This window comes from Pilimelia columellifera subsp. columellifera (genome assembly GCF_039532605.1).
Lineage (GTDB): Bacteria > Actinomycetota > Actinomycetes > Mycobacteriales > Micromonosporaceae > Pilimelia > Pilimelia columellifera.
This window is the reverse complement of the sequence record NZ_BAAARY010000013.1, coordinates 83,240-96,866: the sequence shown is the minus strand read 5'-3', so window position 1 is coordinate 96,866 and position 13,627 is coordinate 83,240. Positions and strand designations below refer to the sequence as shown.

Annotated in this window: 10 protein-coding genes; 6 read left to right on the top strand and 4 right to left on the bottom strand. The window is 73.1% G+C overall.

The annotated features are described in order from the left end of the window. The first annotated feature begins 9 nt into the window (after positions 1–9). On the top strand, positions 10–1,032 hold the full coding sequence (locus tag ABD287_RS14000; RefSeq protein WP_344173076.1) for an adenosine deaminase: 1,023 nt from the start codon (positions 10–12) through the stop codon (positions 1,030–1,032). Between the two features lie 12 nt (positions 1,033–1,044). On the opposite strand, the gene ABD287_RS13995 is transcribed toward ABD287_RS14000, so the two are convergent. The 3 genes from ABD287_RS13995 to ABD287_RS13985 form a co-directional block, all read right to left on the bottom strand. Beyond that, positions 1,045–3,204, bottom strand: a complete 2,160-nt coding sequence (locus ABD287_RS13995) for a ricin-type beta-trefoil lectin domain protein (RefSeq protein ID WP_344173074.1) — start codon at positions 3,202–3,204, stop codon at positions 1,045–1,047. A 244-nt stretch (positions 3,205–3,448) separates the two neighbouring features. Continuing rightward, positions 3,449–4,894, bottom strand: a complete 1,446-nt coding sequence (locus ABD287_RS13990; protein WP_425565621.1) for a HAMP domain-containing sensor histidine kinase — start codon at positions 4,892–4,894, stop codon at positions 3,449–3,451. Positions 4,895–4,926: 32 nt separating this feature from the next. After that, entirely contained in the window at positions 4,927–5,619 is a 693-nt protein-coding gene (locus tag ABD287_RS13985; RefSeq protein ID WP_344173071.1) for a response regulator transcription factor, read from the bottom strand. Between the two features lie 295 nt (positions 5,620–5,914). Between ABD287_RS13985 and thrS the strand changes: the two genes are divergently transcribed. Then, positions 5,915–7,936 (top strand): threonine--tRNA ligase, encoded by a 2,022-nt coding sequence (thrS, locus tag ABD287_RS13980; protein ID WP_344173068.1) that lies wholly within the window; start codon positions 5,915–5,917, stop codon positions 7,934–7,936. 47 nt (positions 7,937–7,983) lie between these two features. After that, the gene (locus tag ABD287_RS13975; RefSeq protein ID WP_344173160.1) at positions 7,984–8,454 is read left to right on the top strand and encodes an HIT family protein; all 471 of its coding nucleotides are present in this window, start codon (positions 7,984–7,986) and stop codon (positions 8,452–8,454) included. A gap of 35 nt (positions 8,455–8,489) precedes the next feature. Here the strand turns inward: ABD287_RS13975 and ABD287_RS13970 are convergent, their stop codons facing one another. Further along, complete coding sequence (locus ABD287_RS13970) at positions 8,490–10,664, bottom strand: elongation factor G-like protein EF-G2 (RefSeq protein ID WP_344173066.1); 2,175 nt, start codon at positions 10,662–10,664, stop codon at positions 8,490–8,492. Positions 10,665–10,916: 252 nt separating this feature from the next. On the opposite strand from ABD287_RS13970, the gene pgsA reads away from it, so the two are divergent. The 3 genes from pgsA to ABD287_RS13955 are packed head-to-tail and all read left to right on the top strand — an operon-like array spanning position 10,917 to position 13,626. Next, a complete protein-coding gene (gene pgsA / locus ABD287_RS13965) occupies positions 10,917–11,543 on the top strand; it encodes a phosphatidylinositol phosphate synthase (RefSeq protein ID WP_344173064.1) in 627 nt (208 codons plus the stop codon). A 2-nt stretch (positions 11,544–11,545) separates the two neighbouring features. Next, on the top strand, positions 11,546–12,454 hold the full coding sequence (locus ABD287_RS13960; protein ID WP_344173157.1) for a phosphatidylinositol mannoside acyltransferase: 909 nt from the start codon (positions 11,546–11,548) through the stop codon (positions 12,452–12,454). Next, on the top strand, positions 12,454–13,626 hold the full coding sequence (locus tag ABD287_RS13955; RefSeq protein WP_344173062.1) for a glycosyltransferase family 4 protein: 1,173 nt from the start codon (positions 12,454–12,456) through the stop codon (positions 13,624–13,626). Before ABD287_RS13960 ends, ABD287_RS13955 begins: the two co-directional genes overlap by 1 nt. The last annotated feature ends 1 nt before the right edge of the window (position 13,627 follow it).

Below are 13,627 nucleotides of genomic sequence, written 5' to 3'. Positions count from 1 at the left end.
GGGGGAGCGGTGGCCAACCTGGACGCCTTCATCACCGGCCTGCCCAAGGTGGAGCTGCACGTGCACCACGTGGGCTCGGCCTCGCCGCGCACCGTGGCGGCGCTGGCCGCCAGGCACGAGGGACGCAGCCCCGTCCCGGTCGACCCGGCGGCTCTGGAGCGATACTTCGAGTTCCGCGACTTCGCCCACTTCATCGAGGTCTACCTCAGCGTCGTCGACCTCATCCGGGACGCTGAGGACGTGCGCCTGCTCACCTACGAGGTCGCCCGGGACCTCGCCGGCCAACAGGTGCGCTACGCCGAGCTGACTATCACCCCGTACTCACACGTCCGTCGCGGTATCCCCGCCGACGAGTTCTGCGCGGCGATCGAGGACGCGCGCCACGCCGCCGAGCGCGAGCTGGGCGTCGTCCTGCGCTGGTGCTTCGACATCCCCGGCGAGGCCGAGGGCGCCGGGGCGTCCGAGCAGACGCTCGACATCGCCCTACGGCAGCGCCCCGACGGGCTCATCAGCTTCGGGCTCGGCGGGCCGGAGGTGCCACGGCCGCCGTTCGCCGAGGTCTTCGCCAAGGCCCGCGCCGAGGGCCTGCGCTCGGTCCCGCACGCTGGCGAGACCAGCGGCCCCCAGTCCATCTGGGACGCCCTGGACCATCTGGGGGCCGAGCGGATCGGGCACGGCATCGGCTGCGTCCAGGACGACCGACTCATGGCCCATTTAGCCGAGCGGCAGATCCCGTTGGAGGTGTGCCCCACCTCCAACGTGCGCACCCGCGCCGTGACCTCGCTGGCTGAGCACCCGCTGCCGGCGATGGTCGCCGCCGGCCTCCACATCACCATCAATTCGGACGACCCGCCGATGTTCGGCACCACCCTGAACAACGAGTACGCCATCGCCGCCCGCCTGCTCGACCTCGACCGTGCCGGACTGGCGCGCCTGGCCGGCCAGGCCGTCCGGGCGTCATTCCTGCCGGCCGACCAGCAGGCGCGTCTGCTGACCGAGATCGACAGTTACCTGGCAGCCAACCCCGGTTGACCACCGCGCCGATCAGCTCTGGTCAGCGATCCACCGCTGCGCCGGCTGACCGTTGCGGCGCTGGAGCACCAGCAACCGGTGCTCGCCGTACCGCTGGGCGCTGACCCCGATGGCGAGCCCGCCGTCGCCGGTGGTCAGCGACAGACCCGCCCCGTCCCGGACGATCTGCCAACGCTGGGCGGCGTTGGCCGGGTCGCAGGTCCGCTGGGCCAGGACGCTCCCGGCCCTGACGCCGCCCCGCGGGGTCAGGCACAGGCCGCTGAGAGCACTCGCCAGCAGCACCCCGCCGGCGGTCGGGCGCAGCGTCCACCGCTGGGTCGCCACGCCATCCGGGGCGGCCACGACGATCGGGGTGTCCGAGCCGGAGCGGCCGGCAGCCACGGTCATACCCTGGCTGGTCAAGGCGTTGCCGAACGCGACCGTGGTCCCCGGCGGTGGCGTCGCGACCGCCAGGGTGCGGGCTGTGGCCGTAACGGTGTGCGGCGCCACCACCGCATTCTCGCGCAGCATGACCTGAACCGTGTGCCGGCGGTCCGGGCGCAGTCCCAGCAACCGGGCGCTGGCGCCGCTGGTGTCGCCCACGGCGACGCCGTCCACACTCACCACATAGCGGGCGCCGGGGGCCGCCGGCGGCCAGCTCAGCGTCGCCGACGTGACGTCGACATCGGTGATCCGGACGGGAACGGCCGGCCCGGCCAGGGCGCCGGGCAGCCCCACCGCGGGCGTCGGTGAGGGCGCCGCGGTCAGCGGGGCTGGCCCGCCCGCCGCGCCGCTGGGCGGGGGTGGGCCCGGCGGCGGCGGGGGAAGGCTGGGCGTCGGGCCCGGCGGTTCAGGCGTCGGACGCGGGTCCTGCGGAGCGGTCGGCGACGGCGAGGCAGCTGGCGAGGGGGCGGTCAGCCGAGGGCCGCCGGCCGACTTCGGGCCGCTGATGAGGAACCCGCTGCGGGCGATGTTCCAGTGTGTGGCCAGGTAACTGCCCTCGGCCGGACCGGTGTTGAAGTAGTCGTCTCCGCCGCAGTCCAGACGCGACCCGCTGCCGGCGAGCGGGCAGTCAGCGCCCGGCGCCGCGGCGCCGGACGGGTCGGCGTCACCGGTGGCGGCCGGCGCGTCGCACAGCAGGTCGGGGCCGTCGGAGCACTCGCCGCCGCCGCTGGCGTTCGGGGCGCTGTCCTGGACCCCGCCGAGCATCTGGGTCAGCTCGCGCGCGGCCACCTGGGCGCCCCAGCAGCCGGCATCGGCGCGTCCGTACGACGGTCCCTGGTTGTTCTGGTTCGTGGGCCCAGGGCTGTCGTCGCGGCGTAACGTGCTGATGCCGCAGTAGACGTTCGTGTCCGCGAACACCAGATACTTACGGTCCGCGCGTTCGTAGCCGCGCTCCCGCAACGCCGCGATCATGGTCACGAGGGTGCGGAGCGCGCCCGCGGGGACCTCCACCTCGGCGATGTCGATGAGACAATCGCCGGCGGTGACGAAGCGGATCCGACGCTGGCCCCCGGTCGCCTTGGCGCTCACCGCGTAGATCGCGTCCACTCCGGCCAGCCACGACCGGAACGAGGCCAGATATCGGGAGTGGTTGCTGGCGCGGCCCGACTCGTACGCGTACAAGGCCTGGACCCGGCGGCCATCGCGACCATCGCCCTGGCAAGCCGGGCCGACCCCGGTCAGCGTCGTGTAGGAGTCGTCCGGCGCGGTCCTGGGCGCGAGCGCGGCGCCGGCGCCCGGACCGGTCACCGCCCCCACATCGGCCAGCAGGTCCCGGGTCGGCGGCGCGGGCGCCACATCGAGCCGGGGCGCGGCCGGCGCCGGCGCCTGGGCCCCGGCCGGGGCGACGTCGGTGTCCACCGACAGGCCCTGCGGCGGCCGCCTGGGGCCGTGGGTGCACAGCTGTGGGTCGGCCACCTGGAACGCCCCGACGCACGGCTCGCCGTCGCCGGCGGGGAACAGATCCTGGAAGATCAGCCCGAGGCGCGGCTCGTCCGGCGGCAGATGGGCGATCGGCAGGCCGCTGGGCGCCGGTCGTCCGGTCAGGTCCGGGCCGAGGACCAGGGCCAGGCAGATCGCCGCGATGGTCGTGGTGAGCGTGAAGCGCCGTGCCGACCGGGCGTGCCGCTTCGGCCGGGCGCGACGGCGCGCGCCGTCGCCCCTGGAGACCGAGTGGTCACCGGTGGCCATCTGACGCCCTCCGTCCGCGTCGGGACAGGCGCGCGGCAGGACGGGTGTCATGGGGGTGGACCCGCCCCGCCGCGCATGAGGCTCTTCCCGAACCGGCGTACAGGGGGATGCACATAGGGCCTGGCGCCGGGAGGAGCCGGATGGGATTGACCTAGACGGTAGCCACGGACCTCGTCGCCGGATACCCACTTAATTCACACCTAAGGAAGATTTGCGGAAGCGGAAACGGCGGCGCTGTGAGACTTCACGCATCGGTGGCTCCTGACCGCGCTTCGTCCCGGTCGGGGGCGTTGTCGGAGCGCTGCCGGGGCCAGCGTCGCGGTGCGGGTTCGGCGTCGCGGCGGCCCACCAGGCCGAAGCGGTTGGCGCTGGGCGGGGGCGCCTCGGCGTCCCGGAACAACATGACGACGCTGGCGCCGCCGAGCTGGGCCCGGTCGATGCTCACCGAGCCCTGCGCCGCCAGGGTGGCCCGACGGGCGATGTCGAGCCCGAGACCGGTCGAGCCCTGGTCGCTGGCCCCGCGCCGCAACGCCCGGTCGGGGTCGTCGATGCCCTTGCCCCCGTCGTCGACCCGGACCGCCACGTAGCCGTCGCGACGCGAGACCGCCACCTCGAACGGGGTGCCCTGCGGGGTGTACCGGAAGACGTTGCCCAGCACCGCGTCCAAGGCCGCCGCCAGCTCGGACCGAGCCAGCGCTACCGGCGCCCGCCGGCTGGCGCCGTGCACACTGAACGGGCGGTTCTGGTCCCCGGCCACCGCCGCCCAGAACTCCAGCCGGTCCCGGACCACCTCGCCGGCGTCGCACCGCTGCGGGTCCGCCCGCTCGTCCGCCTCGGTGGAGACGACCTGGCGGGTCGTCTGGATGAGGACGTCGATCTCCTGCTCCAGGGTCGCCACGGCAGTGCGGATGCGGCGGACGGTCCGCCGCTGGTCGGCCTCCTCGGCGGTGCCGACAAACATCTCGCCGGTGTCCAGCTCCCCGTCGATATCGGCTGTCCCGCCGCCGACGAGCGATTCGGCGTCCAGCCGGAGCACCGTCAGCGGCGTGCGGAGCCGATGGGACAGGTCGGCGACCAGCTCCCGTTCGCTGGTGCGCGACTGGGCCATCCGGTCGGCCATCCGGTTGAACGCCGCGCCCGCCTCCGCCAGCTCCCGGCACCCGGCGGGGTCGACCCGCGCCCGCAGGTCGCCGTCGCCGAGCGCGACCGCGCCGTCGCGCAGCTGCCGGGCCCCGCGCGCCACCCGCGCGGCGACCCGGTCCCCGGACAGCACGAACAGCGTCATGAGGACGGCGGCGCCGCTGGCCAGCGCCCACCAGACCCCGCTGTCGGCGGCGCCCAGCTCGGCGTCGGCGACGAACGCCTCGACGACCGCCCCGCTGGTGGGCACGAGCACGGCGACGCCGCCGGGAACGTCGGCACGCAGTGACCCGCCCTGCGCCGCCACAGCGCTGAGGTCACTGGCGCTGGCCCGTCCGGGCGACTCGTCCACTCCGGCGAGCCGGCGCACCGACACCCCGGTCGGCAGGGCGATCCGGCTCACCGCCTGGCGGGCGGCGCGCGCTGAGGTCGTCGCGGCGATGGCGCCGGCGACGATCGAGGCGTCAGCCTCCGCCTCGGCCAGCCGTCGTTCGTGGCTCCGTTGGGTGACCGCCAGCCCCAGTGGCAGGAACAGCGCCAGCGACGTCACCGCCGCCACCACCACGGCGACCCTGGCGACGATCAGCCGGAGGCCGGGGCCACCAGCCGGAAGCCCACCCCCCGCACGGTGTGCAGGTAGCGTGGCTTGGCCGCGGTCTCGCCCAGCTTCCGGCGGAGCCAGTACAGGTGGACGTCGATGGTCTGGTCCTCGCCCAGGGACGGCTGTCGCCATACTTCCTCCAACAGCTCCCGCCGTGGCACCACCTGGCCGGGGCGCCCCGCCAGATAGGCCAACAGGTCGAACTCCTTGCGGGTCAGGTGCAGCTCCGACCCGTCGAGCGTCGCGATCCGCTGTCCGACGTCGACGGTCAGGCCGTCGATGACGTAGGTGGTCGGGGTGGGCCGGTTCGGTCGGCCGGCGCGGCGCAGCACCGAGGTGATCCGGGCGTCCAGGTGCGCGCCGGTGAACGGCTTGACCATGTAATCGTCGGCCCCGGCGCGCAGCAGTCGGACGATCGCGTGCTCGTCGTCGCGTGCGGTGGCGATGATGATCGGCACGTCGGTGATGCCGCGCAGCATCCGCAGCGCGTCCCCGCCGTCGAGGTCGGGGAGTCCCAGGTCGAGCACGACGAGGTCGGGGCTTTCGGCGGCGACCCGCCGCAGCGCGTCCAGCGCCGTGCCGACGGCGTGCACCGCGTGCCCGCGGTCGGCTAGCGACCGCAGCATGGCGCCGCGGACGACATGGTCGTCCTCCACCAGCAGCACCGACGCCATGGGAAGCACGGTACTGCCAAACAGCGTCGATGCCTCCCTCCGTCGTGGTGGATTAGTGGCGCCTACGCGGATCAATACGGGCCTGACCTGGTCGGCCGCCGTGTCGACGAGGTAGGGCGTCCGATAGATCTAACCTAATTGATGGCTTTCTAGTCAGAAATCGCCGAATATTCCGTCATCGGCGCGGGTGGTCGGCGATGCGACGCGTGGCTGGGCATATCGGGGTGAGCCGGCGCCAGGGCGCCCGATAGCATCGAGTCGCCGTCCCGCTGTCCTCACCACCTGGGAGCAAGCCGTGTCCGTAGCGCGCCCGAGCGAAGCCGTCGCCTCCGCCACCGACGAGCCGATCGTCGTGCCGGCGGGGACGACGTGCGCCGACGCGGTCGCCGCCGCGGACCTGCCCGCGACCGGCGCCCGGGCTGTCGTCGTCGTCCGCGACGCCGACGGCCAGTTGCGCGATCTCGACTGGGCTCCGGACGTTGAGGTCACCGTGGAGCCGGTGCGGATCGACTCGCCCGACGGGCTCAACGTGCTGCGCCACTCGACCGCCCACGTCCTCGCCCAGGCCGTCCAGCAGGTGTTCCCGGCGGCCAGGCTCGGCATCGGCCCGCCGATCGAGAACGGCTTCTACTACGACTTCGACGTCGCCACCCCGTTCACCCCGGACGACCTCGACAAGCTCGACAAGAAGATGCAGGAGATCATCAAGTCGGGTCAGAGCTTCCGTCGCCGTCGCTTCGACTCCTTGGACGCGGCCAAGGCGGAGCTGGCCGACGAGCCGTTCAAGCTGGAGCTGGTCGACATCAAGGGCGATGTCGACGCCACCGAGGTGATGGAGGTCGGCGGCGGCGAGCTGACCATCTACGACAACCTCGACAAGAACGGCGAACGCTGCTGGGGCGACCTGTGTCGCGGCCCGCACCTGCCCAGCACCCGGCACATCGGCGCGTTCAAGCTCATGCGCTCGGCCGCCGCGTACTGGCGCGGCAGCGAGAAGAACCCGCAGCTCCAGCGGGTCTACGGCACCGCCTGGCCGACCCGCGACGCCCTCAAGGGCTACCTCAAGTTGCTTGAGGAGGCGGCCCGGCGCGACCACCGCAAGCTCGGCAGCGACCTGGACCTGTTCTCCTTCCCCGACGAGATCGGCTCGGGCCTTGCGGTGTTCCACCCGAAGGGCGGCATCATCCGTCGGGAGCTGGAGAACTACTCGCGGATCGCGCACGAGCGGGCCGGGTACTCGTTCGTCAACACCCCGCACATCACCAAGGGGAGCCTGTTCGAGACCTCCGGCCACCTCCAGTGGTACGCCGACGGCATGTTCCCGCCGATCGAGGTCGAGGGCGCCGACTACTACCTCAAGCCGATGAACTGCCCGTTCCACAACCTGATCTTCCGGTCCCGGGGGCGTTCCTACCGTGAGCTGCCGTTGCGACTGTTCGAGTTCGGCACCGTCTACCGGTTCGAGAAGTCCGGTGTCGTGCACGGCCTCACCCGGGTCCGCGGCCTCACCATGGACGACGCGCACATCTACTGCGCCCCCGAGCAGCTGCGCGATGAGCTGACCAGCACCCTGACGTTCGTCCTCGACCTCCTTAAGGCCTACGGCCTGGAGGACTTCTACCTGGAGCTGTCCACCAAGGATCCGGAGAAGCACGTCGGCGACGATGTCCAGTGGGAGATCGCCACCGAGACCCTACGCAGCGTCGCCGAGGACTCCGGCCTGGAGCTGGTCCCCGATCCGGGCGGCGCGGCGTTCTACGGCCCGAAGATCTCGGTGCAGGCCCGCGACGCCATCGGCCGCACCTGGCAGATGTCCACCGTGCAGCTCGACTTCAACCTCCCCGAGCGTTTCGGCCTGGAGTACCAGGCCGCCGACGGCGCCCGGCAGCGGCCCATCATGATCCACCGGGCGTTGTTCGGCTCGATCGAACGGTTCTTCGGCATCCTCACCGAGCACTACGCCGGCGCGTTTCCGGCCTGGCTGGCGCCGGTGCAGGTGGTCGGCATCCCGATCCGCGAGGACCACGGCGACCACCTGGCCGCGTTCGTGGCCAAGCTGCGCGCCGAGGGCATCCGGGCGGAGGTCGACTTCGGCGACGACCGGATGCAGAAGAAGATCCGCAACGCGCAGAACCAGAAGATCCCGTTCATGGCGCTGGCCGGCGACGAGGACGTCGCCAACGGCACTGTGTCGTTCCGGTACCGCGACGGGTCGCAGCGCAACGGCGTCCCGCTCGACGAGGCTGTCGCGCACGTCGTCGCGTTCGTCCAGTCCCGGGTCAACACCCCGCCGACCGCAGCCGAGCCCACGCCGTGAGCATCGGGGAGCCCGACGGCCTGGAGCGGCTCTGGACGCCACACCGGATGGCCTACGTGACCGGCGAGGACCGTCCCGCCCAGGGTTACGAGAAGCCGTCGGGCTGCCCGTTCTGCCTCGCCCCCGACCGGGTTGACGACTCGCTGGTCGTCGCGCGGGGGTCGTGGGTGTTCGCGGTGCTGAACCTGTACCCCTACAACCCCGGGCACCTGCTCATCTGCCCGTACCGGCACGTCGCCGACTACACCGAGCTGACCGTGGACGAGACCGCCGAGCTGGCGTCGTTCGCGCAGACCGCGATGCGGGTGGTCCGCGCGACCAGCCAGGCGCACGGGTTCAACCTGGGCCTCAACCAGGGCAACGCCGCCGGCGCCGGCATCGCCGCCCACCTGCACCAGCATGTCGTGCCCCGGTGGGGCGGCGACGCCAACTTCATGCCGGTCATCGGCCGGACCAAGGTCCTGCCGCAGCTGCTGGCCGACACCCGGGACCTGTTCGCCTCAGCCTGGCCGTCCTGAGCACGCGTCCTGGCCGTCCTGAGGACCGTCGTCGGTCAACCGCGCCCGGGGTGCTCCCGGCGCGCGATCTCGGCCAGCTGGTCGGGCATCGGCTCGTACCGGAGGAAAGACCGCCGGAACCTGCCGGCGCCCGACGTGGCCGAACGTAGCTCGACGGCATACCGCAGCAGCTCGATGGCCGGCGTCTCGGCGCGCACGACGGCGATCTCCGGCTGCTCGGGGTCCGTCTCGGTGCCCAGAACCCGTCCGCGCCGACCTGTCAGGTCGCTCATCACCGCCCCCAGGTGCGCCTGCGGCGCCCGGACGGTGACCTCGTCGACCGGCTCCAGCAGCATCAGCTGCCCGGACTCGGCGGCGTCCCGCACGGCCAGCTGCGCCGCGTTCTGGAACGCCATATCGGATGAGTCGACGCTGTGCGCCTTGCCGTCCACAAGCGTCACCCGCACGTCCACCACTGGATGCCCGGCGAAAAGGCCGCGTTGCAGCTGGGTCCGAACACCCTTCTCGACGGCCGGAACGTAGTGGCGCGGCACCGCGCCACCGACGGAGCTGTCGAGGAACTCGACTCCAGCGCCGCGCGGCAGCGGGGTGATCTCCAGGTCGACGACGGCGTACTGGCCGTGGCCGCCGGACTGCTTGACCAATCGCCCGTGTCCCTTGGCGGCGGCGGCGAACGTCTCCCGCAGGCGTACCCGCACCGGTTCGGTGTCCACCTCGGCGCCACCGGCGCGCAGCCGGTCCAGCACCACCTCGGCGTGTGCCTCGCCCATGCACCACAGGACGAGCTGGCCGGTGTCGGCGTCCCGGTCCAGCCGGAGCGTCGGGTCGCCGGCGGTGAGTTTGGCCAGGTTGCGGGCGAGGGCGTCCTCGTCGGCGCGGGTGTGCGCGGCGACCGCCACCGGCAGCAGCGGCTCGGGCATGTCCCACGGGGAAACCAGCAATGGCTCGTCGCGGCCGGAGATCGTGTCGCCGGTCTCCGCGGTGGCGGACTTGGCGATCGCGCAGATGTCGCCGGCCACGCACCCGGGGATCTCCCGCAGCGCCGTCCCGAGCGGGGCGTATACGTGGGTGATCCGCTCGTCGGCGTCGTGGTCGGGGTGGCCCCGGTCGGCCAGGCCGTGGCCGGCGATGTGGACGTTCAGCTCGGGGCGCAGCGTCCCGGAGAACACCCGCACCAGCGACACCCGGCCCAGGTACGGGTCGACGGTGGTCTTGACGACCTCGGCGACCAGCGGGCCGTCCGGGTCGCAGGTCATCGGCGGGCGGGGCGAGCCGTCGAGGCCGGTGACCGGGGGCAGGCCGTGCTCCAACGGGCTGGGGAAGGCGCGAACGAGCAGGTCGAGCAGAGCGTCGAGGCCGACGCCGGTGGTCGGCGACACCGGGATGACCGGATAGAAGTGGCCCCGGGCGACCGCCTTCTCCAGGTCGGCGACGACGACGGCCGGGTCGATCGGCTCGCCGGCCAGGTACCGGTCCATGAGGGTCTCGTCCTCGCTCTCGGCGATGATCCCCTCCAACAGCTCGTCACGGAACTCGCTGGTCGCCGACAGGTGCTGTGGCTCGGCCGGCCGCGCCGTGGCCGGCGTGCCGGCGCTGTAGTCGAGGACCCGCTGGTCGACCAGGCTCATGAGGCCGACGATGGACTCGCCGTCGTCGCCGTGCATGGGCAGCAGCAACGGCAGCACCGAGCCGGCGGCGTCCTCGCCGCCGAACACCCGCTGGCACAGCGCGACCATCTCGTCGAAGTCCGCCCGGGGGTGGTCCAGCCGGGTGATCGCCACCGCCCGGGGCAGTCCCACCGCGGCGCACTCCTCCCACAGGATGGCGGTGGCGGTGTCCATGCCGTCGACAGCCGAGACGACGAACAGCGCCGCGTCGGCGGCCCGGAGCCCGGCGCGCAGCTCGCCGACGAAGTCGGCGTAGCCGGGGGCGTCCAGCAGATTGATTTTGACGTCGCGGTGGGTGAGCGGCGCGCAGGCCAGAGCCACCGACCGCTGCTGCTTGATCGCGGCGGGGTCGGTGTCACAGACCGTAGTGCCCTCGGCCACCGAACCCGGACGGGTGATGGCGCCGGCGGCCGCGAGCAGCGCCTCGACCAGCGTGGTCTTGCCGGCGCCGCTGTGGCCGACCAGGACGATGTTGCGCACCGCGGCCGGCGTTGACGCCGCCGTCGGCGCGGCCGCGACCCTGTCGTGACCCTTGGACGCCATCGGCGAACCTCCTCGTTGTCGCCGCCGGCCCGTGCGGCCCTGCGATATAGACCGAGTCTGCCCCAATCGGGTGCTCGCGGGCGGCCTTACCGTCTCACACCGGCCGGGCGCCCAATGCGGCGGTCAGCGGTCCGCGAGCCACCTCGGCCGAGCCCGATCATGGCGTCCCGGCGCCTGGGCGGGTGGGCTCAACCGCCGGCCTGACCTCCGGTTGTGCCTCTGGACCCGGGTCGCGGCTATGGTGGGACCGCCATGGCGAAGATCTTCAGCGGGTCGGCCCGGGGCGCGACCGCGCACCTCGTGGAGCCGGTCGCCCGGGCGCTGCTGCGCTCCGGACTCAGCCCGAACGCGGTCACTGTGCTCGGCACGCTCGGCGTCGCCGTCGGCGCCGTCGGGTTCGCCGCCCGCGGCCATCTGGTGCTCGGCACGATCATCGTCATGGTGGCAGCGATCAGCGACATCATCGACGGGACGATGGCGCGACTACGCGGCGGGGACAGTTCCTTCGGCGCGCTGCTGGACTCCAGCCTGGACCGCGTCGCTGACGGACTCATCTTCGGCGCGGTGGCGTACTGGCTGGCCAGCACCGGCGACCTCGCGGGCATGGTCGCGGCGATGTTGTGCCTGGGTGGCGGGCAGGTCGTCTCCTACGTCAAGGCCCGCGCCGAGGGCCTGGGCATGAGCTGTGACGTCGGGGTGGCCGAGCGGTTCGAGCGGCTCGTCTGCGCCGGGGTCGGCGCCGTCCTTACCGGGGCGTTCGGTCTGTCCTGGGCGCTGCCGGCGGCGTTGTGGCTGCTGGCGGTTCTGAGCGTGGTCACCATCGGCCAGCGGATCTGGCACGTCCGTCGGCAGGCCGCCGCCCTGGCGTCCCAGCGGTGAGCCTGCGCGCCGGTCTGGTCGAACGCGGATACGCGGCCGGCTGGAGGCTGACCAGGGCGTTGCCCGCCGCCGCGGCGGCTGCCATCTTCCGCGCCGGCGCCGACCTGGCCGTCCGCCGCGACGGGCCGGCGCCGCGGCGGCTGCGGGAGAACCTGCGCCGGGTGACCGGCGACCGGCTCACCCCAGCGGAGCTGGACGGGTTGCTGCGCGCCGCGATGCGCTCGTACGCCCGCTACTGGGTGGAGGCGTTCCGGCTGCCGTCGCTGAGCCGGGAACAGATCGTCGCCGCGTTCCATCTCGGCGGCGCCGACCTTCTCGCCGCGGATGTCGCCGCCGGCCGGGGCGCGGTGGTGGCCCTGCCACACGCCGGTAACTGGGATGCCGCCGGCGCCTGGGTCGCCGCCCAGGGCTGGCCGATCGTCACCGTCGCCGAACGGCTGCGACCCGAGGGCCTGTATGAACGTTTCCTGACGTTCCGCCGCGGCCTCGGGATGGAGATCATTCCGCAGACCGGCGGCGATCACGCCCCGATGCGGGTGCTCGGCGAGCGCCTGGGTCAGGGGCACGTCGTGGCCCTGCTGGCCGACCGGGACCTGTCGGCCCGGGGCGTCCCGGTCGAGTTCTTCGGCGCGTCCACCAGGATGCCCGCCGGCCCGGCGCTGCTGGCGTTGACGACCGGCGCCCCGCTCTACGCCGCCCGGATGTGGTTCACGCCCCAGCGACCGTGCGGCCAGCTCGTCGGACCGCTCCCGCTGCCGCCGGAGGGTCCGCTGGACGAGCGGGTGCGGCTGCTCACCCAGCGCCTGGCCGACGAGTTCGCCGCCGGCATCGCCGAACACCCGGCCGACTGGCACATGCTGCAACCGGTGTGGCGGGGCGCCGCCGCGGCGGTCGGGGGAGGCGTGCGCTGATGCGCGTCGGCATCGTGTGCCCGTACTCGTTCGACGTGCCCGGAGGGGTCCAGTTCCACATCCGCGACCTGGCCGAGACGCTCATCGGGCTCGGCCACGACGTGAGCGTCCTGGCCCCCGCCCACGAGGAGGACGGCCTGCCGCCGTACGTGGTGAGCGCCGGCCGCGCCGTGCCGGTGCCCTACAACGGGTCGGTGGCAAGGCTGGCTTTCGGCCCGATCTCTGCCACCCGGGTCCGCCGTTGGCTCACCGCCGGGGACTTCGACGTCCTCCACGTGCACGAGCCGGTGACACCCAGCCTCTCGCTGCTGGCGGTGTTGTCGTCGCGCGGGCCGGTGGTCGCCACCTTCCATACGGCGATGACCAGATCCCGGGCGATGTCCGTGGCGCAGGGAATGTTGCAACTCGTGCTGGAGCGGATCACCGCCCGGATCGCGGTGAGCGCGCTGGCCCGTCGGGTGCAGGTCGAGCACCTCGACGGCGGCGCGGTGGAGATCCCCAACGGGGTGTCCGTGGCCGCGTTCGCCGACGCTTCCCCGCTGCCGGGCTGGCCCGGCGTCAGCGGCCCGGGCCGCGGTGGCGCGATCGGTTTCCTCGGTCGCTTCGGCGAGCCCCGCAAGGGCTTCGGCGTGCTGGCGGCGGCGTTCGCGGCTCTGGCGGCCCGGCGGCCGGGCCTGCGGCTGTTGGTGGCCGGCCCGGGGGAGGCCGAGGAGGCGTTGGCGCTGATTCCCGCGGCGCTGCACGGCCAGGTGACGCTGCTCGGAATGGTGCCCGAGGCGCGGAAGGCCCGGATGCTGCGGAGCGTCGACCTGTACGTGGCTCCGAACACCGGCGGCGAGTCGTTCGGGATGATCCTCACCGAGGCGATGGCCGCCGGGACGCCCGTGGTGGCCAGCGACCTGGACGCCTTCCGCCGGGTCCTGGTCGGCGGCGCCGCCGGCGCCCTGTTCCGGACCGGGGATCCGGTGGCCCTGGCCGCGCTGCTCGACGACCTGCTCGACCACCCGGCCCGTCGGGCGCAGCTCGCGGCCCGGGGCAGAGCGGCGGTGGCGGCCTACGACTGGCCGGTGGTGGCGGCCCGGGTTCTGGAGGTCTACGCGACGGCGATCGAGTGTTCCACCGGCCGTGTCGTCCCCGCCGCCAGCGAGGAACAAATCAGGCATAACACCTGAC